The sequence below is a fragment of the Actinocorallia sp. A-T 12471 genome, from assembly GCF_033875155.1.
In the GTDB taxonomy this organism is placed as follows: domain Bacteria; phylum Actinomycetota; class Actinomycetes; order Streptosporangiales; family Streptosporangiaceae; genus Actinocorallia.
Genome location: NZ_JAWZTE010000014.1, coordinates 175666 through 199923 on the forward strand (window position 1 = coordinate 175666; position 24258 = coordinate 199923).

Annotated in this window: 21 protein-coding genes; 10 read left to right on the plus strand and 11 right to left on the minus strand. The window is 73.4% G+C overall.

Translation table 11 applies throughout. The features are described 5' to 3' along the window. The first annotated feature begins 55 nt into the window (after positions 1-55). Positions 56-1339: a HAMP domain-containing sensor histidine kinase gene (locus R9X44_RS30865; protein WP_319817864.1), complete on the plus strand. Its 1284-nt coding sequence runs from the start codon at positions 56-58 to the stop codon at positions 1337-1339. A 388-nt stretch (positions 1340-1727) separates the two neighbouring features. Here the strand turns inward: R9X44_RS30865 and R9X44_RS30870 are convergent, their stop codons facing one another. Then, on the minus strand, positions 1728-2990 hold the full coding sequence (locus R9X44_RS30870; RefSeq protein ID WP_319817865.1) for an ArgE/DapE family deacylase: 1263 nt from the start codon (positions 2988-2990) through the stop codon (positions 1728-1730). Between the two features lie 172 nt (positions 2991-3162). Here R9X44_RS30870 and nhaA point away from each other — a divergent pair, with 172 nt between their 5' ends. Continuing rightward, positions 3163-5016 carry a Na+/H+ antiporter NhaA gene (nhaA, locus tag R9X44_RS30875; protein ID WP_319817866.1) on the plus strand — a complete coding sequence of 618 codons (1854 nt, stop codon included), beginning with the start codon at positions 3163-3165 and terminating at the stop codon, positions 5014-5016. Between the two features lie 82 nt (positions 5017-5098). Next, positions 5099-5590 (plus strand): hemerythrin domain-containing protein, encoded by a 492-nt coding sequence (locus R9X44_RS30880; protein ID WP_319817867.1) that lies wholly within the window; start codon positions 5099-5101, stop codon positions 5588-5590. 42 nt (positions 5591-5632) lie between these two features. Here the strand turns inward: R9X44_RS30880 and R9X44_RS30885 are convergent, their stop codons facing one another. Then, positions 5633-7246 (minus strand): tannase/feruloyl esterase family alpha/beta hydrolase, encoded by a 1614-nt coding sequence (locus R9X44_RS30885; protein WP_319817868.1) that lies wholly within the window; start codon positions 7244-7246, stop codon positions 5633-5635. Positions 7247-7488: 242 nt separating this feature from the next. On the opposite strand from R9X44_RS30885, the gene R9X44_RS30890 reads away from it, so the two are divergent. From R9X44_RS30890 to R9X44_RS30915, 6 genes are all read left to right on the plus strand, one after another. Further along, positions 7489-8268, plus strand: coding sequence for an ABC transporter ATP-binding protein (locus tag R9X44_RS30890; protein ID WP_319817869.1), 780 nt, complete (start codon positions 7489-7491; stop codon positions 8266-8268). Beyond that, a complete protein-coding gene (locus tag R9X44_RS30895) occupies positions 8265-9053 on the plus strand; it encodes an ABC transporter ATP-binding protein (RefSeq protein WP_319817870.1) in 789 nt (262 codons plus the stop codon). Before R9X44_RS30890 ends, R9X44_RS30895 begins: the two co-directional genes overlap by 4 nt. Next, positions 9050-9934 carry a branched-chain amino acid ABC transporter permease gene (locus tag R9X44_RS30900; protein WP_319817871.1) on the plus strand — a complete coding sequence of 295 codons (885 nt, stop codon included), beginning with the start codon at positions 9050-9052 and terminating at the stop codon, positions 9932-9934. Before R9X44_RS30895 ends, R9X44_RS30900 begins: the two co-directional genes overlap by 4 nt. Further along, entirely contained in the window at positions 9927-11039 is a 1113-nt protein-coding gene (locus R9X44_RS30905; protein WP_319817872.1) for a branched-chain amino acid ABC transporter permease, read from the plus strand. The genes R9X44_RS30900 and R9X44_RS30905 overlap by 8 nt, the downstream gene beginning before the upstream one ends. Positions 11040-11085: 46 nt before the next feature. Then, positions 11086-12330 (plus strand): ABC transporter substrate-binding protein, encoded by a 1245-nt coding sequence (locus R9X44_RS30910; protein ID WP_319817873.1) that lies wholly within the window; start codon positions 11086-11088, stop codon positions 12328-12330. A gap of 77 nt (positions 12331-12407) precedes the next feature. Then, positions 12408-13997 carry a long-chain fatty acid--CoA ligase gene (locus R9X44_RS30915; protein ID WP_319817874.1) on the plus strand — a complete coding sequence of 530 codons (1590 nt, stop codon included), beginning with the start codon at positions 12408-12410 and terminating at the stop codon, positions 13995-13997. Between the two features lie 9 nt (positions 13998-14006). On the opposite strand, the gene R9X44_RS30920 is transcribed toward R9X44_RS30915, so the two are convergent. Further along, on the minus strand, positions 14007-14813 hold the full coding sequence (locus tag R9X44_RS30920; protein WP_319817875.1) for an IclR family transcriptional regulator: 807 nt from the start codon (positions 14811-14813) through the stop codon (positions 14007-14009). Between the two features lie 121 nt (positions 14814-14934). Here R9X44_RS30920 and R9X44_RS30925 point away from each other — a divergent pair, with 121 nt between their 5' ends. Then, positions 14935-15534, plus strand: a complete 600-nt coding sequence (locus R9X44_RS30925) for an XRE family transcriptional regulator (protein WP_319817876.1) — start codon at positions 14935-14937, stop codon at positions 15532-15534. Between the two features lie 337 nt (positions 15535-15871). Here the strand turns inward: R9X44_RS30925 and R9X44_RS30930 are convergent, their stop codons facing one another. From R9X44_RS30930 to R9X44_RS30965, 8 genes are read right to left on the minus strand one after another with little or no spacing between them, the layout of a single operon-like run. After that, on the minus strand, positions 15872-16753 hold the full coding sequence (locus R9X44_RS30930) for an LLM class flavin-dependent oxidoreductase (protein WP_319817877.1): 882 nt from the start codon (positions 16751-16753) through the stop codon (positions 15872-15874). Continuing rightward, positions 16753-17598 carry a sulfurtransferase gene (locus R9X44_RS30935; RefSeq protein ID WP_319817878.1) on the minus strand — a complete coding sequence of 282 codons (846 nt, stop codon included), beginning with the start codon at positions 17596-17598 and terminating at the stop codon, positions 16753-16755. The genes R9X44_RS30930 and R9X44_RS30935 overlap by 1 nt, the downstream gene beginning before the upstream one ends. Positions 17599-17602: 4 nt before the next feature. Beyond that, a complete protein-coding gene (locus tag R9X44_RS30940) occupies positions 17603-17989 on the minus strand; it encodes a PPOX class F420-dependent oxidoreductase (RefSeq protein ID WP_319817879.1) in 387 nt (128 codons plus the stop codon). Further along, complete coding sequence (locus tag R9X44_RS30945; RefSeq protein WP_319817880.1) at positions 17982-18998, minus strand: LLM class flavin-dependent oxidoreductase; 1017 nt, start codon at positions 18996-18998, stop codon at positions 17982-17984. Before R9X44_RS30945 ends, R9X44_RS30940 begins: the two co-directional genes overlap by 8 nt. Then, positions 18989-20779 carry an ABC transporter ATP-binding protein gene (locus tag R9X44_RS30950; protein ID WP_319817881.1) on the minus strand — a complete coding sequence of 597 codons (1791 nt, stop codon included), beginning with the start codon at positions 20777-20779 and terminating at the stop codon, positions 18989-18991. Before R9X44_RS30950 ends, R9X44_RS30945 begins: the two co-directional genes overlap by 10 nt. Further along, entirely contained in the window at positions 20776-21660 is an 885-nt protein-coding gene (locus tag R9X44_RS30955) for an ABC transporter permease (RefSeq protein WP_319817882.1), read from the minus strand. Before R9X44_RS30955 ends, R9X44_RS30950 begins: the two co-directional genes overlap by 4 nt. After that, entirely contained in the window at positions 21657-22637 is a 981-nt protein-coding gene (locus tag R9X44_RS30960; protein ID WP_319817883.1) for an ABC transporter permease, read from the minus strand. The genes R9X44_RS30955 and R9X44_RS30960 overlap by 4 nt, the downstream gene beginning before the upstream one ends. Further along, on the minus strand, positions 22621-24174 hold the full coding sequence (locus tag R9X44_RS30965) for an ABC transporter substrate-binding protein (RefSeq protein WP_319817884.1): 1554 nt from the start codon (positions 24172-24174) through the stop codon (positions 22621-22623). Before R9X44_RS30965 ends, R9X44_RS30960 begins: the two co-directional genes overlap by 17 nt. Positions 24175-24258: the final 84 nt, after the last annotated feature.

Sequence of the window (24258 nt, forward strand, 5' to 3'; positions counted from 1 at the left end):
GAGGGCAGCGCCGGGACGCCCGCGTTCCGGGCGGGCGCACGGGAAGGGACAAAGGGTGCGAAGACGCATCGTCAGTCTGAGCGTGCTCGCGTCGGTGCTCGCCATCAGCCTGTTCGGGGTGCCGCTCGCGGCGGGCGTCGCGCGCTACTCCCTCGCCGACGAGCGCGGCGAGGTGGAACGCGTCGCGACCCAGGCGACCCTCGCGATCTCCGCCGACGTCCTGCGCGGCGGCGTCCCCCCGCTCCCCGAGCTCGACGACGAAGTAGCCCTCGGCCTCTACGACGCGGCGGGCCGGCGGATCGCCGGAACCGGCCCCGAGCAGGGCGACGAACCGGTCCGCGACGCGCTCGTCGGCGAGGTCGCGGGCGACGACGGCGCGTTCGACTTCGTCGTCGCGGTCCCGATCGTGGGGGAGGACACCGTCGTCGGCGAGGGCACCGCAGTCGCGGTCGTGCGGGCGGTGTCGTCACGCTGGGAGGTTTATGGGGAGATCGCCGGAACCTGGCTGTTGATGCTCGGCATCGCGGCGGTCGCCGTCGCGCTGACCTGGCTGCTCGCGAGGCTCCAGGCGCGCAGGCTCGCCCTGCCGATCGAGGACCTCGCGGTGAGCGCGACCCGGCTCGGCGAGGGCGACTTCAGCGTGCGCACCCGGCGCAGCGGCATCCCCGAGGTCGACGCCGCCGCGGCGTGCCTCGACGCGACCGCCGACCGCGTGCACACCCTGATCACCCGCGAGCGCGAGTTCTCCGCCGACGCCTCACACCAGCTGCGCACCCCGCTCACCGGCCTGAAACTCCGCCTCGAGGCTGCGCTCGACGACCCGTCGGGCGACGTCGCCCCGACGCTCGTCAAGGCGATCGAGACGGTCGACCGGCTCGAGGACACCATCGCCGACCTCCTCGCCCTCGCCCGCCACCTCCCGGAACGCCGCACACCCCTCGACGTCGCCGCCCTCACCGCCGAGCTCGCCAACACCTGGGACGGCGACGCCACCGGCCGCCCCCTGTCCGTCACCGTGGACCCCGACCTCCCCCCGAGCACCGCGTCGGCGGCCGCGGTCCGCCAGATCCTCGCCGTCCTCCTCGACAACGCCCTCAGACACGGCTCCGGCGCGGTCGCCCTCACCGTCCGTGACGCCGCAGGCTCCCTCGCCTTCGACGTCCGCGACGAGGGCACGATCACCACCCCCACCGCGCTCTTCCGCCGCACCCCCACCCACGAAGGCCACGGCATCGGCCTCCCCATGGCCCACACCCTCGCCGAAGCCGAAAACGGCCGCCTCACCCTCACCACCCCAACCCCCACAACCTTCACCCTCCACCTCCCCCAACCCCACTAACCCCTCCTCCGCCCAGTCCCGAAAGCCCAGTGCGCCCACCCCCTTCTCCCGGAGGCCGCCTGGCCGCGATGACCGCTCCTGTCCGCCTAGCCCCGTCAGCCCTGCGCGACCCTCCTCCTCCCGGCCACCCGGGCGCGGATGCCGCTCTTCTCCGCGCAGTCCCGAGGGGCCTACGCAGCTTTCCTCCGCCGCCGCCCAGACGCGGTGACCGCTCCTCTCCGCGCAGTCCCGGAGGACCCGCGCGGAGCTCTTCCTTCAGGCCACCCGGGCGCGGTGACCGCTCCTGTCCGCCTAGCCCCGTCGGCCCTGCGCGAACCTCCTCCTTGAGGCCACCCGGGCGCGGGGACCGCGCTTCTCCGCGCAGTCCCGAAGGGACTGCGCGGGGGTCTTAGGGGGAGTGGGTTAGGGCCAGGGTGGTGAGGGTTTGGGCGGCGGTCAGGACTTCGGTGAGGGGGACTGACTCGTTGGGGGCGTGGGCGTGGTCTATGTCGCCGGGGCCGTATTGGACGGTGGGGATGCCGCCCAGGGCGGTGAGGAGGCGGAGGTCGCTGCCGAAGGGGGCGCCCCAGGTCGCGGGGGCGCGGCCGGTGACCGACGTGTGCGCGCGGGTGAGGGCGTCGAGCAGGGCGTTGTCTTCGGCGGGCAGGCGGGCCGCGGCGTACTGGCCGCCCCACCACTCGACCCGCACCGGGTGGGCGGCGAGCCAGGGGTCGGCCGCGCAGGCGTCGGCCACCGCCGCCTCCAGCGCGCGGCGGGCGTCCGCGGGGCCCTCGTGCAGGGCGACGCCGATCCGTCCCTCGGCGACGAGGTCGCCCGGCACCGACGACGACCAGTCGCCCGCCCGGACCGCGCCGACCTCGATCGCGTAGGGCAGCGGCCAGCGGCGCATCAGCGGGTCGACGTCGGCGTTACGCCGCGCCTCAAGCGCGCGCAGGGCCGCGAAGACGGGCACGAACTTCTCAAGCGCGCTCACCCCCGTGTCGCGGCGCGCGGCGTGGGCGGAGCGGCCGGTGACGTGCAGCCGGAACGTCAGCGCCCCGGCGTTGGCGGGCACCACGTCGAGCCCGGTCGGCTCGGCGATGACGCACGCGTCGGCACGCCACCCCCGCTCGAGCAGCCCGAACGCGCCGACGCCGCCGTCCTCCTCGCCGACCACGCACGCGACGAGCACGTCACCGCGCAGGCCGGTCCCGCGGAGCGCGCGCAGGGCGAACAGCTGCGCGACGAGCCCGCCCTTCATGTCGCAGGCCCCGCGCCCGTAAAGCCGTCCGTCACGCACGACCGGCTCGAACGGCGGCGAACGCCACGCCGACGGGTCCCCCGGCGGCACGACGTCGACGTGCCCGGCCAGCATCAGCGACCTGCCGCCCCCGCTCCCCGGCAGCCGCCCGACGAGCCCCCAGGCCCGCGCCCGCTCCGCCTCCATCCCGGGAAAGTCGGGCGAAGCCCGCAGCCGGTCGAGCGGCAGCGCCCAATGGTCGACGTCAAAGCCCTCATCACGCAGCCACCCGGCAAGGAACCCCTGGACGTCCTCCTCACCCGGCGATCCGCCCACGCTCGGGATGCGCACCAGTTCGGCGAGCAGCTCGGCCATGGCGTCGGTCTGCCCCGCGAGCGCGGCGACCGGCTCGGGCAGCGCGTCACTCAACACGCAGCCGAGCCTAATCACCGCGCGGACCGTCCGAATCAGCGGGACCGCGGTGGAGATGCAGCTCACGCGCCCGCCGACCGCCGACGGCCTGCGGGGATCTTGCGCGCGGGAGTGGGTAACGGACACGATGAACCCCGGGGACGCGAGTGCGTTCCCGGTGCACGGGGGGCCGATGAAGGTGTTGGAGAGCAGGGCCAGGGAACGGGCGCTGCTTGCGCAGGTCGCCGCGCCGATCCGGCGGTTCCTCACCACCGAGGCCGGCAGCGCGGGACTTCTGCTCGCCGCGACGGTCCTTGCGCTGGCCTGGGCGAACTCCCCCTGGTCGCACCTGTACGAGGAGCTGTGGGAGACCCACGCGGCCCTGTCCGTCGGCGACGGCGGGCTGTCGATGAGCCTCGAACACTGGGTCAACGACGGCCTCATGGCGCTGTTCTTCTTCGTCGTCGGCCTCGAGGTCCGCCAGGAGTTCTCCGTCGGCGAGCTGACGAACCCGCGCAGGGCCGCGGTGCCCGTCGCGGCGGCGGTCGGCGGCATCGTCGTGCCCGCGCTGATCTTCCTCGCGATCAACTCCTCGGGCCCCGAGGCGCGCGGCTGGGGCGTGGTGATCGGCACCGACACCGCGTTCATGCTCGGCGCGCTCGCCCTGGTCGGACCGCGTTTCTCGACCCAGCTGCGGATCTTCCTGCTGATCTTCACGGTCATCGACGACATCGTCGCGGTGAGCGTCATCGGCCTCGTCTACTCCGACCACCTCAACCCGCCCGCGCTCATCGCCGTCGCGCTGCTGTGCGGGGCGCTCGCGCTGATGTCGCGGCTCGGCGTCTGGCGGACCGCGCCCTACGCCGTCGTCGCGCTCGCGCTCTGGTACGCGACGTACGAGTCGGGCCTGCACGGCTCGATCGCCGGCATGCTCGGCGGCCTGCTCATCGGCGCGCACGAGCCGGCGCGCGAGGCCGTCAAGGACGCGGCGCAGCGGTTCCGCGCGTTCCGGCAGTCGCCGCGCGTGGAGGTCAGCAGGTCGGCGCGGCTCGGGCTGCAACGCGCGGTGTCGGTGAACGAGCGGATGCAGTTCCAGCTGCACCCGTGGGCCAGCTACGTCGTCGTCCCGCTGTTCGCGTTCGCCAACGCCGGGGTCGACCTGCGCGACGGGGTGCTCATGCGGGCGCTGTCGTCACCGCTGACGTGGGGGGTGGTGTGCGCGCTGGTGCTGGGCAAGCTCGTCGGCGTCGGCGGCACCGCGCTGCTCGCCACCAAGCTCGGCCTCGGTACGCTGCCGCAGGGCGTCGGACGCGGCCACCTGATGGGCGGCGCGGCGCTTTCCGGAATCGGGTTCACCGTGTCGCTGCTCATCGCGGGCCTGGCGTTCGATGATCCGATCCTGCGCGACGAGGCCACCGTCGGAGTCCTGCTCGCCGCCGTCATCGCCACCCTGACGGGCTGGCTGATCTTCCGCGCCGCCGCCGTCTTCCTCGGCGAGGGCGACGCCGACCTGCCGCGCTTCCTCGACCGTCCCGTCGACCCGGACGTCGACTTCATCCGAGGCCCGGTAGACGCCCCGCTCACGCTCGTGGAGTACGGCGACTTCGAGTGCCCGTTCTGCGCCAAGGCCACCGGCGCGGCGCGCGAGATGCGCGAGCGGTTCGGCGACGAGCTGCGCTACGTGTTCCGCAACCTCCCCCTGTCCGACGTCCACCCCCAGGCCGAGCTCGCCGCCCGCGCCGCGATCGCCGCGGGCAACCAGGACAGGTTCTGGGACATGCACGACACCCTCTTCGCCCACCAGGACGAGCTCGAGTTCGAGGACATCGCGGGCTACGCGGGCGAGCTCGGCCTGGACGTCGAACGGTTCCTGCGCGACCTGGAGGCCGACGCCACCGACGCCCGCGTCCGCGCCGACCTCGCCAGCGCCGAGGCGAGCGGCGCGCGCGGCACCCCCACCTTCTTCATCGGCGACCGCCGCCACACCGGCCCCTACGACGCGCAGACCCTCGCGCTCGAACTGGAGAAGCTCCGCAAGGACGCCTGACGGGATAGGCTGCCGGGCAGCGTCGCGTGCCGGTGGCGGATCGCGTCAGGCATGGAGGCGTGGAAGTAGGAAGGCGGTCCTCGTGACCCTTCCCCCGGCCCCCGCCGATGCGCGGGGCGAACAGAGCAGGCTCATCGCCTGGAACCGTGAACTCAAGGCCGCGCACGAGCGGCTGCGCCGCGCGCTGCGCGTCGCCCGAGAGTCCCTCGACGCGGGAGACACCGCGGCGGCCCGCAGGGATCTACTGCTGTACTGCAAGGGCTTCTGCGCCGCCCTCGACGGCCACCACACCGCAGAAGACGCCGCGCTCTTCCCCGAACTCTACGAACGCCACCCGTCCCTGCGCCCCATCCTCACCAAACTCACCCAGGACCACGAACTGATCGCGGCCCTGCTCGTCGAGTTCGAGAAGGCGATCACCGCCGCCGCCCCACCCGCCGCCCTCTCCGCCCACCTCGACGGCATCGCCGCCATCATGGAATCCCACTTCGCCTACGAGGAACGCCAACTCCTCACCACCCTGGCCAACCTCAACCTCCCCGCAGAACCGCACACCCTCCTCGGCCCCCTCTGACGGGTCCCGCCCGCCGCCCGAGTGGGCGGCGGGCGGCACAGGTCAGCGGGGGTCGTGCGCGGTTCGGGAGGCCGCCGCGAGGTCGGAGGGGACCTTGGTGATGGGCTTGCAGGTGGTGGCGAGGGCGAGGTCGGGGTAGGCGCAGATGGTGCGTTGCACCCCGGTTCCCCGGTCGAGTTGGCGGAAGGATGTGGGGGCGGGGCCGCCTTCGGTCCAGGTTTGGAGGGCGTCGAAGAGTTGGGTTTGGGCGGAGGCCGGGCCGGTCAGGGTGGGCTCGGTGTGGGCGACGTTCGGGAAGTAGAAGGTGCGCACGTTCTCGCGGACGCCCTTGACGCCGTAACGGTCGAAGAGGCGCTGCTGGTAGTTGTAGGAGCCGAACGGGACGATCAGCGGGTCGTTGGTCGTGACGTAGTAGACGATCTTGGCGCGGGCGCGGCGGACGTCAGAAAGGTCGGTGTCGTCGGTCGCCGCGGTCTTGGCGAACTTGCGCTGGGAGTGCGCGAACGCCTCGGGGAAGTTCCGGATCGTGAGGCGGGAGCGCCAGTCGAAGGTCGCGTCCTCATACAGCCAGTAGCGGACGTAGGTCTCGATGAGCGCGCCCATGCCGGTGCCGCCCGGGAGCAGGGTGCCGAAGGACGTGCCTCGGGTGATCCCGCCCCAGAGCCGCTTGCCCTTGGCGTCGGTCGGACCGTCCCAGATCATGTTGACGGCCTTGGCCTCCTGCGCGCTCAGGCCGGGGACCTTGCGCGCGTCGAAGTCACAGCGGCGCGGCTCGGCGATGACGCCGTCGCGCACCCCGTCGAGGTCGTCGCAGGCCGCCACGGCGGCGGCGTTGGCCGCGTCGCTCTTGGCGGGCGACAGGCCGCCCGGGCCGAGAAGGTCGTTGACGACGACGGCGGGCCACGCCTCGGCGATGATGAACCGGTTCCAGTTCATCGCCGGGTAGCCGATGAGGTAGCCGTCGAAGAGGTCGCCGTACCGCTGTGCCATCTCCCAGCCCTGACGGCCTCCGGTTGACGCGCCCGCCCAGTAGTTCCGCCGCGCCTCCTTGCCGTAGTAGGTCTTGGTGAGTTTGAGCGCCCAGGTCGTCTGCACGTACAGGCTGCGGTTGATGAAGTCGCGGACCTGCGACGTCGAGAGCTTCCCGCCCGGCGGCAGCACGAAGCCGCCCCCGGCGAGCCCGCAGTTCGGCTGCGCGTTGGGCTTCCCGGTCTTGGGGTTGATCGCGTCGCACCACGCGGCGTTGTGACCGGTGTCGGTGTGCGAGCCGACCTCGCCGCGCTGCACGGCGAACACCGGCGTGCCGATGATCCCCGCGTAGCCGCTGCCGCCCTGGTTGATGACGCGTCCGTTCCACGCCCCGGACACCTTGCCGCCGACGCCCCGGTCGGCGGCGCTGAGCGGCAGCGCGATCCTGACGTGGATGTCGCGCTCGGGCACCACGTCCACCTGGCAGTACGCGGGCACGGTCGGGGTCGCCGCGACGAGCGTCGCCGTCGCGGACTTGGGGAGCCGCGACGCGAGGTCCGCGCACGCGGGTGTTTTGGGCTTCGGCTTCGGGCCCGCCGCAGTGGGCTGGGCGAGGAGCATGAGCGCGGCGAGCGCGAGCGCGCCGCCTCCGGTCAGGCGGGAGAGCCGCCTCCGGCGTCGTTGCATGACGAGCCTTTCGGGGGGTGGGATCGAGCCGTCCGCTGTGATCCCAACCCGCCGTGTCGGCCGGGCGCAGGCGGCGTGCCGCTGTGCGGAACACGATCGGCCCAATGCCGCGCCGGCCAGCCAGAAAGGCCCTTCCGCCGGACTCGTGTGCCGTAGAGCGGAACGCCGGACGGACCTGTGACCGCCCTCACTTTACGTTCCGGGAGCGACAACACACCTCGCCGGAAGCGGAGATGACGGACATGCTGGAAGTTCGCGGCGTCAGCGTGCGGTACGGGCAGGGCGCGCCCGCGCTGACCGCACTCCATCTGCGGGCCGGGCCGGGCCGGGTGACCGCCGTGGTCGGCGGCAACGGGGCCGGCAAGTCGACCCTGATGAAGGCGGTCTCCGGCGTCCTGTCCTTCGACGGCGGACGCGTCGAGGACGGCGCGATCCTGCTCGACGGCGAGCCGGTTCACCGCCTTGGGCCGACCGCGCTGGTCAGGCGCGGGATCGCGCACGTGCCCGAGGGCCGCCGCGTCTTCGCCGACCTGACCGTCGAGGAGAACCTGCGCGCGGGCGCGGCGGTCGCCAGGAAGGCCCTGCGCACCAGGCTTGACGAGTCCTACGCCATGTTCGACGTGCTCGCCCGCCGCCGCAGGCAGCGCGCGGTCCTCCTGTCCGGCGGCGAACAGCAGATGCTCGCGATCGCGCGCGGCCTCATGAGCGGCCCCCGGCTCCTCCTCCTTGACGAACCCTCCCTCGGCCTCGCCCCGCTCGTGGTCGAGCGGATCGCCGCACTCATCGCGCGGATCAGGGACGGCGGCACCGCCGTTCTGGTGGTCGAGCAGAACGCCGCGATGGCCTTCTCCGTCGCCGACGAGGGCTATGTGCTGGAGCAGGGCAAGGTCGTCCTGTCCGGCACGGCCGCCGAGCTGCGCGCCGACGAGGGCGTCCGCGAGATGTACCTCGGCGGCTCCGGCACCGCCGACGAGCTGCGCAGGTTCGCCGACCGCGCCCCGCTCGCGAGGTGGTCGGCGTGAGCGCCCTCAGCCTCGACGGCGTCCGCCTCGCCTTCGGCGGCGTCACCGCGCTCGACGACCTCGCCTTCACCGTCGCGCCCGGCACCGTCCACGCCGTGATCGGCCCGAACGGCGCGGGCAAGTCCTCGTGCTTCAACGTCATCAGCGGCCACTACCGCCCGCAGGCCGGGAAAGTCGCGTTCGACGGCGAGGACATCACCGCGCTCCGGCCGCACGAGATCGCGCGGCGCGGCGTCGGCAGGGCGTTCCAGAACATCGCGCTGTCGGCGCACGAGAGCGTCCTGGACAACCTGATGGTCGCGCGGCACAGGCTGACCGGGGCGGGGTTCGCCGCGACCGCGCTCGGGCTGCCGTCCGCGCGCCGTGAGGAGGCGCGGCACCGCGCCAGGGTGAAGGAGATCGCCGCTTTCGTCGGCCTCGGCGACAAGCTCGGCGCGCCCGCAGGGTCCCTCGCCTACGGTGACCGCAAACGGGTCGAGTTCGCCCGCGCGCTGAGCACCGAACCCCGCGTCCTGCTCCTTGACGAGCCCGCCGCGGGCATGCCGTCGCACGAGAAGTGGGACATCGCCCACCTCATCGTCAGCGTCCGGGCGGCGCTGGGCGTCTCGGTGCTGCTCGTGGAGCACGACATGCCGATGGTGATGGCGATCGCCGACCGCGTCACCGTCCTTGACTTCGGCCGCCGCATCGCCGACGGCACCCCCGACGAGGTGCGCGGCTCACCCGAGGTCATCGCCGCCTACCTCGGCTCGGCCGACGTGCCAGCACGTGAGGAAACGTCATGAAGCTTCTGCAACTCCTGCTGCTCGGGGTGTCCCTCGGCTCGATCTACGCGCTCATCGCGCTCGGCTTCGTGGTGATCTACAAGGGCACCAAGGTCATCAACCTCGCGCACGGCTCGGTCCTGCTCGCGGGCGCGTACGCCGTCGCGGTGCTCTCGCCGCACACCGGGTTCCTGCCCGCGCTCGCGCTCGGCGCGCTGGTCTCTGCGGTGTGCGCGGCGCTGATCGAGCGGCTCGTCGCGGCGACCCGCAGCCACGACCACCTCGTGCTGACGATCCTCACCATCGGCGTGGACATCCTGCTCGCGACCGAACTGGCAAGGCGCATCGGCTCCAAGGTCCTCACCATGGGCGATCCGTGGGGCGACGGGCGCGTCGAGATCCTCGGGACCGTGCTGCCGGCGGCGCGGCTCGCCGCGACCGGCGTCGGGGTGCTGCTCATCGCGGTGTTCTTCCTCGTCTTCCGGCGCACCGACTTCGGCGTGCGGATGCGCGCGTCGGCCGACGACCCGCGCACGGCCGCGCTCATGGGCATCGACCAGCGCCGTGTCGCGCTCGCCTCGTGGGCGATCGGCGGCGCGCTCGCCTGCGTCGCGGGGGTCTTCCTCGCCGGGTTCCCCAACCCCGGGCTCGACCAGACGTCCGGGCTGATCGCGCTCAACGCGATCCCGGCGATCATCATCGGCGGCCTCGACTCCACCGAGGGCGCGATCCTCGGCGGGCTGATCGTCGGCGTCACCCAGACGCTCGCCGACGGCAACGCCTCGTCCCTGCACTTCCTCGGCGAGGGGTTCGGCACCGTCGCGCCGTACGTCGTCATGCTCGCCGTCCTGATGTGGCGGCCGTCCGGGCTGCTCGGGTCCAAGGAGCTGAACCGTGTCTGAGACGACCCTCGCGGCACGCCCCGAGACCGGGGCCGACGTGTCCCGCGCGCCCGCCCGCAAGGCCGCGCCCCGGCTGGCGGTCGTGGTGCTGTGCGCGCTGCTGCTGTGCGCGGTGCCGCTCTACCTCGAAGGCTCCTGGCTGGTCATCGGCGTCCTCGGCATGGCGACGGCGGTCGGCGCGATCGGGCTGACCCTCCTTGTCGGGACCGCGGGACAGCTGTCGCTCGCGCACTCCTTCTTCGTCGCGGTCGGCGCGTACGCCTACGCCTACCTCGCGGGCGTCCCCGGCACGTCCGACGCCCAGGGACTCGGGCTGCCGTCGTGGTTCGCCGCACTGGCCGCCGTCGCCCTCGCGGGCCTTGCCGGGCTCGCGTTCAGCCCCGTCGCGGCCCGGGTGAAGGGCCTTTACCTCGGCGTCGCGTCGCTCGCGCTGGTCTTCGTCGGCGAGCACGTCCTGAAGAACGCGGTGCCGCTGACCGGCGGGTACAACGGGCGCGAGGTGACGCCGCTGTCGGTTTTCGGGTTCGAGCTGACGGGCGACGCACCCGACCTGTGGGTGCTCGGCGTCCCGTTCGGCGGCCAGGAGCGGCTCTGGTACGTCGCGCTGGCCGTGCTCGCCGTCTCGGTCGTCGCGGCGGGCCGGATCGTGCGGGGACGTCCCGGCCGCGCCCTCCAGACCCTGCGCGACAACCCGGCCGCGGCGGGCTCGATGGGGGTGTCGGTGCGCGCGCACAAGGCAGCCGCGTTCACCGTCTCCTCGGTGTTCGCCGGGGCGGCCGGGGTGCTGACCGCGCTGGCGTTCGGGTTCATCGTGCCGCACTACTTCTCGCTGCACCTCGCGGTGCTCTACCTGGCGATGGCGCTCATCGGCGGGCTCGGCTCGGTGCCGGGGGCCGTCGCCGGAGGGCTGTTCGTCACCGCGCTGCCGCTGCTGCTCGAACGGTTCAGCGGCGAGCTCGGCTTCCTCGCCGCGCCCGGCTCAGGTGGCCTCGACGCGGCCATGTTCGCCAGGTTCGTCTTCGGCGCGCTGCTCGTCCTGATCCTCATCGCCGAGCCCGGCGGTCTCGCCGGGCTGTGGCGGCGGCTGCGCCGCACCCGCCGCTGACCCCCCACCCCAGCCGCCACGGCGGCACACCCCGAAAGGTCGAAAAATGCGCGTCCGTCCCCTCCTGCGCGGCATGACCGCCGTCGCCGCGCTCACGCTCGCGGCGACCGCCTGCTCCACCAAGGCCCCCGACGCCGCCTCGGACGGCGCGGTCAGGACCGGCGAGGGCGTCACCGACTCCACCCTCACCCTCGGCGTCCTCAGCGACCTGTCCAACGTGTTCGGTCCGCTCGGCCAGAGCCTCGTCCAGGGCAACGAGCTGTACTTCAACCAGCGCAACGCCGACGGCGGCGTCTGCGGCCGTCAGGTGAAGCTGGAGATCCGCGACCACGCCTACAACGTGCAGACGTCGGTGTCGCAGTTCGCCGAGCTCGAACCGAAGGTGCTCGGGTTCGTGCAGCTGCTCGGCTCGCCGATCGTCTCCGCACTCGCGCCGAAGATCGCCTCGACGGGCGCGGTCACCGTGCCCGCCACATGGTCGACGGACTGGCTGAACAAGGACGGCCTCGTCATCGTCGGCAGCGCCTACCCGGTCGACGTCATCAACGGCATCCAGTACCTGCTGGACGAGGGCAAGATCAAGAAGGGGGACACCCTCGGCCACGTCTACTTCGAGGGCGACTACGGCAGCGACGCGCTCAAGGGCTCGAAGCACGCGGCCGACGCGCTCGGCCTCAAGGTCAAGTCGGTGCAGGTCGCGCCGTCGGCGACCGACCTGACCGCCCAGTTCAACGAGCTGACCTCGGGCGGCGCGCCGCAGGCGTTCATCGTCAGCGCGGGCCCGCGCCAGACGGCGTCGATCGCAGGGCTCGCGGCGGGCTCCGGCCTGAAGACGCCGATCCTCGCCAACGGCCCCGGCTTCGACCCCGCCCTGCTCGACACCCCGGTCGGGCGGACGCTCGCCGACAACCTGTACGTGGCGACGTCGTACGAGCCGTTCGCGGGCGGCAGCGCGGGGGCGCGGACGATCGCCGACGCCTACACCGCGGCCCACCCCGACGGGAAGCCGACCAACATGGTCAACTACGGCTACGCGACCGCGAGCGTCATGGGCCAGGCCATTGACGCCGCGTGCGAGGGCGGCGATCTTACCCGGGAGGGCCTGACCAAGGCGCTGCGCTCACTCGACGGGGTCGAGACGGGCGTCATGCCCGTGCTGAACCTCAGCGACGCCTCCCGCTTCCCGTCCGCGAGCTCCTACATCAACCGGGTCGACCCGGCCGTCAAGGGCGGCCTCGTCGTGGCCAAGGACCCCTTCACCTCCGACGCCGCGACCACCTTCACCGGCTGACGCCCAGAGGTAGTAACCCAGCCCGGTTCCGCTTTGGCGGGGCCGGGCCTTCGTCCCACCCAGCAAGGAAGGCAGCGATGAGCACTCCCCACCCCGCGAACTCCGGCGCGAGAGTCGACGTCAATCCGGCGGCGGCGGTCCGTCGGCACGCGAGGACGAATCCAGGACATGTCGTGCTGCGCTACGAGGGCGGCGACCTCACTTACGCCGCGCTCGACGACCGCGCGGCGCGGCTCGCGACGGTGCTCGCCGAAGGCGGGCTCGGCCCCGGCGACCGCGTCGCCTACCTGGGCCTGAACAGCCCGTCGTTCCTGCTGACGATGCTCGCGGCGTTCCGGCTCGGCGCGGTGTTCGTCCCGGTGAACTTCAGGCTCGCCGGGCCCGAGCTGCGCGGCGTCCTCGCGCGGAGCGGCGCGGCGACCCTCGTCTGCGAGGACGGCCACCGTGCCGTCGCGGAGGCCGCGCGGGAGGGGACCGCTTTGCGGCGGTTCCTCCTGGTAGACGATGACCCTGCCGTACCCGTCACGGGCGAGGTGTCCGGGCTGTGGGAGCGCTGGGCGGAACCCGTCGGGAAGGCGGCGGCCTTCGACGGCGTCGCGTCGCGCGGCTTCGATGACGCGGCGATCCTGATGTTCACCTCGGGCACGACCGGGCTCCCCAAGGGCGTCCTGCTCACCCACGGGAACATCTGGTGGAACGCGGTCAACGTGGACACCGTGATCGACACCCGCAGGACCGACGTCACGCACGCGGCGGCCCCGATCTTCCATGTCGGCGCGCTCAACAGCTTCCTCATGCGGTCCCTCGTGCGCGGCGGCACGATCGTGCTGCGCCGCACCTTCGACCCGGCGAGGACGCTCGCTGACTTCGTGACATTCCGGGTGAACTCCACTTTCATGGTCCCCGCGATGCTCGCGGCGGTCGCACGCGTGCCTGGGGCGTTCGACGCCGACCTGTCGGAGCTGCGGTCGATCGTGGTGGCGGGCGCGCCGGTGCCGCCGTCGCTGATCAGAACCTACGCCGAGCACGGGATCACCCTCCAGCAGGCGTGGGGGCTGACCGAGACCGCGCCGTTCGCCACCCACCTGCCCGCCGAGTCGACCCTCGCCAAGCTCGGATCGGCGGGGATCGCGATGCCGTACACGCAGGTGCGCGTGGTCGACGCGCGGACCGGCGAGCCCGTCGCGGCGGGGGTCTCCGGGGAGATCGTGGTGCGCGGGCCGAACGTCACGCCGGGCTACTGGGAGAACCCCGAGGCGACGGCGGCGGCCTTCGACGCCGAAGGCTGGTTCCACTCCGGCGACATCGGCTACCTGGACGACGACGGCTTCCTCTTCATCGTGGACCGCCTCAAGGACATGATCATCAGCGGTGGCGAGAACGTCTACCCGGCCGAGGTCGAGCGGGCGCTGGCCGACCTGCCGGGCCTTGTCGACGTGGCCGTCATCGGGATCGAGGACGCGGAGTGGGGGGAGCGCGTCGTCGCCGTCGTCTCGCTTGAGGAGGGCGCGGAGACGTCACTTGAGGAGGTGCGGGCCCATGCCGGGGAGCGGCTCGCGCGCTACAAGCTGCCGCGCGAGGTGCGGGTCGTCGCGGCGGTGCCGCGCAACGCCTCGGGCAAGCTCGACAAGGCCGCCGTGCGCGCGGTCGCGGGACCGGCGGCCTGAGCGAAGCCGTCAGCCGAGGCGGGAGGGGGCGTGCCTGCGAGCGCGCTGCACCTCCTGCGCGGCGGCGGCGGCGACCCGGCGCAGGCGGGGGGACAGGGCGCGCGGGTCGATGCGCTCGGCGGGACCCGCGATCGACAGCGCGGCGATCGGACGGCCCGCCGGGCCCATCACCGGGACGGCGACGCAGGCGAGGCCGGGCCGCACCTCGCCGTCGTCGTAGGCGACGCCCTCGGCGCGGATTCTGTCGAGCTCCGCGCCGAGCCGCGGGCCGTCGGTGATCGTGCGCGGGGTGAAGCGGGGGAGCGGCGCGGCCATCGCCTCGGCGGCGGCCTCGGGCGCGTACGTGAGCAGCACCTTGCCGACGGCCGTGCAGTGCGCGGGCATCCTGCCGCCTATCCGCGACGGCGTCGGCACGGTCCGGTGCCCGTACAGCTTCGCCAGGTAGACGACCTCCGGCCCGTGCAGGACGGCGAGATGGACGGTCTCGCCGGTGTCGGCGTAGAGATCGGCGAGGTAGGGGATGAGGACGTCGCGGACCCTGTCGTGGCCCGGCGCGTAGACGTGGCTGCCGAGCTCGTGCAGCCGTCGGCCGAGCCGGTAGTTCCGGCCGACGCGCTCCACGACCTCGCTGCGCTCCAGCGTCCCGAGCAGCCGGAACGCCGTCGACTTGCTCATGCCGGCCCGGCGCGCGAGCTCGCTGACGCCGACGCCTGCCGTGGCCTGCGGGCCGAACGCCTGAAGCAGGTTGATCGCCTTCTCAATGGCGGCGCGGTTGTCCCGGCCCGGAACGTCGAGGGTGGCGGCGGTCAAGGTCACCTCGCTTGGGGTTCGTCACTTACAATGCCCCGAAAAGGCACTTATCAGTGACGATGATGCGGAATCCCGGTGAGTAGGTCAAGATGACGGATGGTCCATTTAAAGTGACGGAGGTGCCGGGGTGACCGAACCGAACCAGCTTGTCGCCAGGAACGCGCGGCGGTTCAGGCAGGAGCGCGGGCTGTCCCTGGGGGAGGTCGCGCGAAGGTCGGGACTGTCGAAGCAGACCCTGTCGAAGATCGAACAGGGCGTCGGCAATCCGACGGTCGAGACCCTGACGCACCTCGGCGCGGCCCTCGACGTCTCGGTGCGGCGGCTGCTCACCGAGTTCGGCACCCCGGTCTTCGTCCAGCGCCGCGACGAGGGCGCGTGGGAGGACCACGAGACATGGTCGGAACGCGTCATGGACGAGGTCTACGGCTCGGGCTACGTCCGCACCCTCCTGCTCAGGTTCGAGCGGGGCGGCCACGAGCCACGGACGATCGACGCGCACCCGTCGGGGACCCTGCACCACCTCTACGTCGTCACCGGCAAACTCCGCACCGGCCCCCTCAGCGAGCCCGTCGACCTCAGCGCCGGCGACTTCGTCCGCTTCCCCGGCGACACCCCCCACCGCCACACCTGCCTCACCGACCGCGCCATCGCCCACATGGTCACCACAGTCCCCCAAATCCGCCAATTCGGCCCCAAACTCCCCCGCCCCCAACCCCCAGAAACCTAACACCCCCACCCCAAGGGAGCGGGGCCGTCAGGCGGAACCCGCGCGCCCCCGCGCACCCCGCGCCGCCTGCGCCCCCCGGGCCCCCGTGTGGGCGGCCGCGTCAGGCGGGGCCCGCGCCTCCCCTGCGCACCCCGCGTCGCGTGCGCGCCCCGGGTCCCCGTGCGAGCGGGGTCGTCAGGTGGGGCCCGCGCATCCCTCTGGCCCGCCGCGCCGCCTGCGCGCCCGAGGCCCTTGCGCGGGCGGCCGCGTCAGGCGGGGGCCGCGCGGTTCCCGGGGCGCTCAGGGTGTGGGGCCTGACGTCCCCGCCCCCAAGGGGTGGGGGTGGGGGGTGGGTTGGTTAGGGGAGGGCTGTGCGGACTTGGGGGAGGACCTCCTTGGCTATGAGTTCCTGGTCGGGGGTGGTGGGGAGGCTGAGGAGTTGGGCGGTGAAGCCTGCCTTGGCGATTTCGATGAGTTGGGCGGCGACGGCCTTGGGGGTGCCGGCGACGAGTTCGGGGGTGGGGGTGCGGGTAGGGTCGATGCGGACGATGAGGTTGCAGGCGCAGGTGATGGCCGATGGGTCGCGGCCCGCCTTTTCGGCGGCGGCGTGGACCTGGGCGCGGCGGGCGACGGCCTCCGGCAGGCCGATCCTGCCGAGCGACGGGAGCCAGCCGTCGGCGAGTTCGCCGGTGAGGGCGAGCGAGCGCGGTCCGTAGGAGCCCAGCCAGATCGGGATCGGGTGGGCGGGCAGCGGGTCGATCCGCGCGCCCCGCGTGCTGAAGTGCCGCCCGACGAAGTCGCCGGGCCCGCCCGACCACAGGTCGCGCATGATCGTGACCGCCTCGCGCAGCGCGTCGACCTTGCCGCCAGGGGTGCGTTCGGTGAGGCCGAACGCGGTGAACTCCGCGTCGAAACCGCCGCCGCCCAGGCCGAGCACGAACCTGCCGCCCGAGAGCGCGTCAAGGGTCTCGGCGGTCTTGGCGACGACGGCCGGGCTCCGGTAGGGCAGGCCGAGCACGTTCGTGCCGATCTCGATCCGCTCGGTGCGCGCGGCGACCGTGGCGAGCGCGGTCATCGGCTCGACCGTCGGCCGGGTGCTGTGCAGGTGGTCGCTGAGGGTGAACAGGTCGAAGCCGAGTTCGTCGGCGCTGCGCGCCAGGTCGAGCGTCGCGGCGGCGGTCAGCCCCGCGACCGCGCCGCCCGCGCCGAAGACGAGCCGCTGGCCGAGGATCGCGCTCATTATTCCCCTTCCCGGGGTCCGGTGGACGTGGCGACGGCCCTGCCGAGGTCGGCCGACCAGGCCGACCACGAGCCGGGGTAGAGCGCGGCGCGGGTGAGCCCGGCGCGCTCCAGCGCGAGCAGGTCGTGGCACGCGGTGACCCCGCTGCCGCAGTACACGATGACGTCGGAGCCGGGCCCGACACCCGCCGCGCGGAACTTCTCGCGCAGCACTTCGGGGGCGTGGAAGCGCCCGTCCTCGGTGAGGTTGCCGGCCCACGGCGCGTTCCGCGCCCCGGGGATATGCCCCGATCTGACGTCCGAGGGCAGCACGGTCGCGCCCGAGTAGCGGTCGGCGGCGCGCGCGTCGAGGACGACGGCCGAGCCGGTCCGCAGCGCGTCCGCGACGGCGTCGGCGTCCCGCAGCACCTCCGACGGCCACGGCACCGCCTCACGCGAAGCGGGCGGAAGGCTCTCCGCACCGGTCGCGAGCGGCCCCGGCCAGGCGGCCAGGCCGCCGTCCAGGAGCGCGGCGGGCGCGCCGATCCTGCGCAGCAGCCAGACGAGCCGCGCGGCGTAGCCGCCGCCCGCGTCGTCATAGGCGAACACGGGTGTGCCGTCGCCGAACCCGAGCGCGCCGAGCGCCGCGGCGAACGCCTCGGGTGCGGGAAGCGGGTGCCGTCCGTCGGCCTCGGTGGGCGGGCCGGCGAGGACGGCGTCGAGATCGACCCACACCGCGCCGGGGACGTGTCCGGCGAGGTAGGCGGCGTGGCCGTCGCGTCCGTCGAGGTACCAGCGGACGTCGGCGATCCGCCCGGTGGACACGACGGGGTCGTCGGGCGCGACGACAGGGGGCAGTTCGGGCAAGGGTTCAGTCCTTCCGGTACACGCGGTCGGGGATGATGCGCAGCAGGACGCGTTCGCCGTCTGTCGGCCGGACGGCGGGGGAGCCCGTCCACTTGGTGAACGCGGCGCGGGCGACGGCCAGCGCGGCCTCGCCGGTCTCCAGCGCGACGACGCGCCCGCGCACCTCGATGTAGCGGCGCGGGTTGTCGCCGTCGAGCATCAGCAGCGCCACCCTGGGGTCGGCGGCGACGTTGCGGTACTTGCGCCGCGCGGTCCCGGTGGTGACGAGCAGGTGTTCGCCGTCGGCGTGCGGCCACACCGCGCTGCTCTGCGGCGAGCCGTCGGGCATGAGCGTGGTGAGGATCGCGAGCGTTTTCGCCATGGCGAGTTCGCGGACGTCGGGGTCAAGCATGGGCGAGCCCCCGCACCTGCGGCAGCACCCGGTCGCCGAGCAGCTCGGCGGTCTCCCTGACCAGGTCGTACGGCAGCCCGCCGATGTCGACGGCGAGAAGGTGCAGGTCGTGGCCCCACTTCTCGCGCAGCGCGCCGAGCCGGTCGACGATCTCGTCGGGGCTGCCGCACAGGGCGGGGCCGTCCGGGCCGACGTAGGCGTCGAAGTCGAAGTCGCGCACGGGCGAGCCCGGCACGTTCACGTAAGCCTCGACGTACTCGCGCCACACCGCGCGGGCCCGCTGTGAGGTCTCCGCGACGAACACATGGCTCGCCGCGCCGAGCCGTCCGGGAGCCCTGCCGAGCTCGGCGACGCGGCTGCGGTAGGCGTCAAAAACCGGGACGAAGTCGGCGGCGGGCCGCGCGGTCGTCCCGAGGATCAGCGGCAGCCCGTGTGCTGCGGCCAGCTCCACCGAGTCGAGCCCGGTGCCGCCGCTGATCCACAGCGGCGGCCGGTCCTGGAGCAGCCTCGGCTGGAGCCTGACGGCGTCAAGCGGTGGCCGGAACGCGCCGGACCAGGTGACGCGCTCCTCGGTCCACAGCCGCAGCAGCAGTTCCACGTTCTCCCGCTTGCGCGCCGCCTTGCTGTCCGTTTCCTGGCCGAACACCCGGTAGGGCTCGGGGAAGAACGACCCGCCCGCGACGATCTCGAGCCGCCCGCCCGACAGCAGGTCGAGCGTCGCGTAGTCCTCGGCGACGAGCACCGGGTCGCGGTTGGCGACGAGGGTCGTGCCGGTCGCGAGCCGGATCGTCGAGGTCTCCCTGGCGAGCGCGGCGAGCACGAGGGCGGGCGAGGAGATGACGTCGCGGTCGCCGAAGTGGTGCTCGCCGACGGCGTACCAGGCGAAGCCGAACTCCTCGGCGTCGCGGCCGCTCCTGATCACGTCCTCGACGCGGTCCCGCTGGCTCTGGAGCGCGCGGGTGCGCGGGTCGGGCAGGAGGCTGCCGAAGGTGATGAGTCCTAGGTCCATGTCACGTCCTTCAGAAGGTCGGCGCGGGCCCGTCCGCCGGGGACGGCGGCGAGCAGTTCGCGCGTGTAGGGGTGCTCCGGCGCGGTGAGGACGCGCTCGGCGGTGCCGGACTCGACGATCCGGCCCTCCCGCAGCACCGCGACGGTGTCGCAGACCCGCCGCACCACGGCGAGGTCGTGCGAGATGAACAAGTAGGTCAGGCCGAGGTCGCGGCGCAGGTCGGCGAGCAGGTCGAGAATCCGAGCCTGGACCGTCGCGTCGAGCGCCGAGACGGGTTCGTCGCAGACCAGCAGGTCGGGGCCGGGCGCGAGGGCCCGGGCGATCGCGACGCGCTGCCGCTGCCCGCCCGACAGCTCGCCGGGTCTGCGCCGCGCCAGCGCGGCGGGGAGCGCGACGGCGTCGAGCAGCCGCCGCACCTCGGCGTCCCGCGCGGCCTTCGGCACGACGGCGAAGTTGGCGAGCGGCTCCGCGATGATCTCCGCGACCGTCATCCGCCCGTTCAGCGACGCGTACGGGTTCTGGTAGACGAGCTGGACCTTCCGGTGCAGCTCGCGCAGCCCGGCCCGGTCGAGCCCGCCGACCTCGACGCCGCCGACCCGCACCGACCCGGCCGTCGCCCGCTCAAGCCCGACCACGATCCGCCCCGTCGTCGTCTTCCCCGACCCCGACTCACCCACCAGCCCCAGCGCCCCACCCCGCCGGACCCCGAACCCGACCCCGTCGACCGCCACCCGCCCCCCGAACTCCTTGCACAACCCGGCGACGACCAACAGCTCCTCCCCACCCGATGCCTCGGAGGGCACGAGCGGCGCGCAGGGTTCGAGGTACGCGGAGGGTTCGAGGGGAGCAGAGCGTTCGGAGGACATGGAGAGCGCGGAGGGTTCGGAGGGCGCGGAGGGTTCGCGGGGTGCGGAGGGCGCGGAGGGTTCGAAGGGAGCGCAGGGTTCGCGGTGTGCGGAGGGTTCGAGGTGCGCGGAGGGTTCGCGGGGTGTGGCGGGCGCGGGTGGGTGGAGGGTGGGGGAGTGGGTGAGGAGGGCGCGGGTGTGCTCGTGGGTGGGGGCAGCGAGGACCTTGGCGGTGGGGCCGGACTCGACCAGGTGGCCGGCCGCCATGACGGCGACGTGGTGGGCGCGGTCGGCGACCACGGCGAGGTCGTGGGTGACCAGCAGGATCGCGGTGCCCGTCGTCGCGGCGAGGTCTTCGAGCTGGTCGAGGACACGTCGCTGGACCGTCACGTCGAGGGCGGAGGTGGGCTCGTCGGCGACGAGGAGACGCGGCCGCGCGGCCGTCGCGACCGCGATGAGGACGCGCTGGCGCAACCCGCCGGACAGCTCGTGCGGGTACTGGCGTGCGCGCCGCGCCGCGTCCGGCAGCCCGGCCCGGTCGAGCAGTTCGACGGCCTGCTCACGGGCGGCCCGACCGCGTGCCAGGCCGTGCAGCCGCAGCACCTGCGCGACCTGACGGCCGACCGGCTGCACCGGGTCGAGCGCGACGGCCGGGTCCTGCGGGATGAGCGCGATCCGCCGTCCCCTGATCCGCCGCCACTCCCGTTCGGTGAGCCGGGTGAGGTCGTGCCCGTCGAACTCAAGGGTCTCGGCGCTTACCCGCGCGCTAGACGGCAGCAGCCCGAGGACCGCGTGCGCGAGCGTGCTCTTGCCCGATCCCGACTCGCCGACGAGCGCGGTGATCCGCCCCGCCTCGACGGTCAGGTCGACGCCCGCGACGGCCTCGACGCCGGGGTAGCCGACGCGCAGCCCGCGCACGGTGAGGAGCCCGCTCATGCCTCGCCTCCGTCCTGGAGCGCCCGGGAGACGCGCCCCGCGGCGAGTACGACGGCCGCGACAGTCAGCCCGGGCAGGACGGTGAGCCACCAGGCGGTCGCGAGGTGGTCGCGGCCGCCCGCGACGAGCGCGCCCCACTCGGGCGCGGGCGGCGGCGCGCCGTACCCGAGGAACCCGAGCGAGGACACCGCGAGCACGACGAGCCCGAAGTCGAGCGCGGCGAGCGCGAGGACGGGCCCGGCGGTGAACGGCAGCACATGCCGGACGAGCACCCGCGCGGGCCGTCCCCCGGCGAGCACCGCGGCCTCGACGTGCGGCGACGCCCTGACCTGCAGGACCCGCGCCCGGGTGACCCGCGCGAACGTCGCGATCCCGGTGACGCCGACCGCAAGCCCGATCTCGACGGTCCCGAACCCGAGCACGCTGATGACGGTCAGCGACAGCAGCACGGACGGGATCGCGAGCGGGATCTCCACGCCGCGCATGATGAGCGTCTCGGGCAGCCCGCCGAAGAACCCGGCGAGCAGTCCGAGCAGCACCCCCGCCGCGAGCCCGAGCGCGACCGCGAGGACCGCCGCCTGGACCGACGGCGCGGTCCCGTGGACGACCCGGGCGAACACGTCGCGGCCGAGCTGGTCGGTGCCGAACGGGTGCCCGGGTCCCGGCGGCCGGAACCGCTCGGCGGGCACCCCCTCGATCGCGCTGTGCCCGGCGAACCAGCCGGGCCGCAGCGCCCACCCCGCGACGAGCGCGAGCACGGCCCCCGCGAGAACGTTCCCGGCCCGCGACGCCCCGCCCCGCAGGCCCTTCTTGGCCGGAATGCCCGGCTTGTCATCCCGAGCGCCGGTCTTCCGGACCCGGTCGAGCACCGCGCGCTTCACGCCTTCACCGTCCTGACGCGCTGGGCGGGCCGTCGCACGGTCCGCGGGTCGAGCACCGGGTAGAGCAGGTCGATCGCCAGGTTGACCCCCGCGAACCCGGCCGCCGCGACCACCACGACGCCCTGCACCACGGGAAGGTCCTGCGTCGACACCGCGAACTGGACGATCCGCCCGATCCCCTGCCGGGAGAAGACTGTCTCGACGACCACGGCCCCGCCGATCAGCCCTCCGGTGAGGACCCCCGCGACGGTCACGGCAGGGATCGCGGCGTTCCGCAGCCCATGCCCCAGCACCACACGGGTCCGGCTCGCACCGGTCGCCCGGAGCGTCTCGCAGTACGGTTCGCGCAAGGTCTCGGCGAGGCTGCGGCCGAGCACCTGCCCGACGAGCGCCGCGCCGGGGATCGCCAGCGTGCACGCGGGCAGCACGAGGCCGGGCAGGCCCGATCCGCCGAGCGACGGCAGCAGCGGCCAGCGCAGCGCGAACAGCTGGATCAGCACGAGCCCGACCAGGAACGACGGCAGCGAGACCGCGAGGCCCGGCAGCGCCCGCGCCGCGCCGCCGCGCGGGAGGTTCGCGGCGACCGCGAGCACGATCCCGGCGACGACGCTCAGCGCGAGCGCGGTGAGGCCGAGCTCAAGCGTCGCGGGCAGCGCCTCGGCGATCATCGCCGCGACGGGGCGGCCGGTCTGGATCGACGTGCCGAAGTCGCCGCGCAGCGCCGAGACCGCCGCGTCGAGGTACTGGACGATGATCGGCCGGTCGAAGCCGAGCTCAGCCCTGACCCGCGCGACGTCCTCGGGCGGCACGGCCTCGAACCCGTTGCGGCCGCTCAGCATCAGCTCGACCGGGTCGCCGGGGACGAGCCGCTGGATCGCGAACACCACGGTGAACGCCGCCCAGACGACGACGGCGGCCTGCAGAAGCCGTCCCGCGAGGTAACGCGGGACGGCCGTGCGGTCAGGAGAGCGCGACATCGTGCAGCGAGAGCCGGGTCGAGGCGTCGAGGCCGAGCCCGTCGACCTTGGCGGAGACCGCGTGGACCAGCGCGTTCTCATACAGCGGGACGGTGTCGGCGTGCTCGAGTATCCAGGTGACCGCCTTGTCCACGGCCTCCTTGCGCGCTGTGTCGTCGGTGGCCTCGGCCTGCGCGTCGAGGAAGGAGTCGAGGTCGCTCGGCGGCAGGCGCCAGAGGTTCGCGCCCTTGGTGGCGAAGATGTTGCGCAGCACGTCGGGGTCGGCGCGGGTGACGGCGACGGCCGTCATGTCGAACTCGCCCTTCTGCTGCTGCTCGACGTACTTGGCCGGGGGGACCGCGCGGAGCTCGACGTCGATCCCGAGCGTGCGCAGCTGCTGCTGGACGAGCTCGTTCACCGGCGGGGTCGGCGCGGGGATCAGCCAGACGAGCTTCAGCGCCTTGCCGTCCTTGGTCCTGATCCCGTCGGGTCCGGGCTTCCAACCGGCCTCGTCCAGCAGCTTCTTGGCGCGGTCGGGGTCGTGGCGCAGCAGGTCGGAGCGGTCGGCGTAGAACGGGGTCGTGGACGACAGCACGCTCGTCGCGGGCTTGAACTGCGGCCCGAGGACGGTGTCCACGAGGGCCTGCCGGTCGACGCCGACCAGCAGCGCCGCGCGCAGCCGCTGGTCGCCCAGCACCCCGGCGTGGTTCAGGGACAGCGGCGGCACGAGCCCGGGCACCGCCTTGGTGAGCAGCCGGAACCCGCCGCCCTCGAACCGCGCGCGGTCGGCGGCCTGGATGTTCTGCGCGACATGGACCTGGCCGGAGGCGAGCGCGCCGGTCCGCGCCCCCGCCTCGGGGACGAACACGAACCGCGCCTCGGCGATCTTCGCCTCGCCCTCGTGCTCGGCGAGCGACGACGGCCAGGCGTAGCCCTCGCGGCGCTTGATCACGATCTCCTGGTTCGCCGTGTAGTGGTCGAGCACGAACGGCCCCGAGCCGACGAACCCGCCACGGCAGCGCTCGGCGGGATCTGCCGTCGCGGTCTTCGGCGACAGGATGCCGAACCCTGCCCCGGACGTCGCCTGGAGGAACTGGGCGTTCGGCGCGTCGAACGTCACGGTGAAGCGGCGCGCGTCGGCGACGTCGGTGCCCTGGTAGCCGCGCAGGTAGGCGGGCGCGCCGTTGGCCGGGAACTTGATCAGCCTGTCGAAGGTGGCTTTGACGGCGTCGGAGTCGAGCGGGGTGCCGTCGCTGAAGGTGACGCCCTCACGCAACACGAAAGAGAAGGACTTGCCATCGGGGGACGCCTTGAACTCCTGCGCGAGCCAGGGGACGATCTCGCCGGTCTCCGGGTCCTGGTCGGTGAGGGTGTCCACGAGGGAGCGTGACACGTCGAGCGCGGCGAGCTGGCCCGTCTGCTGCGGGTCGAGGCAGCCGGGGTCGGCGGGCAGCGCGACCGCGAGCACCGCGTCGGCGGCGGGGGAGGCGTCGGAGGCGCAGGCGGGCAGGAGCAGGAGCGGAACGAGCGCCGTGAGGGCGCGGACTGTTGCTGGCACGGGAGGTCTTTCTGGTTCGACACGCGGGAACAGGGGTCGGCGCGCGCGATAAACTTCGCAGTGTGAAAGGTTCGCACTGCGAAA

Excerpts from the sequence above, each read along its gene's own strand:
- nhaA (WP_319817866.1), top strand. The coding sequence starts at position 3,163 with ATGAAGGTGTTGGAGAGCAGGGCCAGGGAACGGGCGCTGCTTGCGCAG.
- R9X44_RS30885 (WP_319817868.1), bottom strand. The coding sequence starts at position 7,246 with ATGCAACGACGCCGGAGGCGGCTCTCCCGCCTGACCGGAGGCGGCGCG.
- R9X44_RS30890 (WP_319817869.1), top strand. The coding sequence starts at position 7,489 with ATGCTGGAAGTTCGCGGCGTCAGCGTGCGGTACGGGCAGGGCGCGCCC.
- R9X44_RS30900 (WP_319817871.1), top strand. The coding sequence starts at position 9,050 with ATGAAGCTTCTGCAACTCCTGCTGCTCGGGGTGTCCCTCGGCTCGATC.
- R9X44_RS30910 (WP_319817873.1), top strand. The coding sequence starts at position 11,086 with ATGCGCGTCCGTCCCCTCCTGCGCGGCATGACCGCCGTCGCCGCGCTC.
- R9X44_RS30915 (WP_319817874.1), top strand. The coding sequence starts at position 12,408 with ATGAGCACTCCCCACCCCGCGAACTCCGGCGCGAGAGTCGACGTCAAT.
- R9X44_RS30930 (WP_319817877.1), bottom strand. The coding sequence starts at position 16,753 with ATGAGCGCGATCCTCGGCCAGCGGCTCGTCTTCGGCGCGGGCGGCGCG.
- R9X44_RS30940 (WP_319817879.1), bottom strand. The coding sequence starts at position 17,989 with ATGCTTGACCCCGACGTCCGCGAACTCGCCATGGCGAAAACGCTCGCG.
- R9X44_RS30945 (WP_319817880.1), bottom strand. The coding sequence starts at position 18,998 with ATGGACCTAGGACTCATCACCTTCGGCAGCCTCCTGCCCGACCCGCGC.
- R9X44_RS30950 (WP_319817881.1), bottom strand. The coding sequence starts at position 20,779 with ATGAGCGGGCTCCTCACCGTGCGCGGGCTGCGCGTCGGCTACCCCGGC.
- R9X44_RS30960 (WP_319817883.1), bottom strand. The coding sequence starts at position 22,637 with ATGTCGCGCTCTCCTGACCGCACGGCCGTCCCGCGTTACCTCGCGGGA.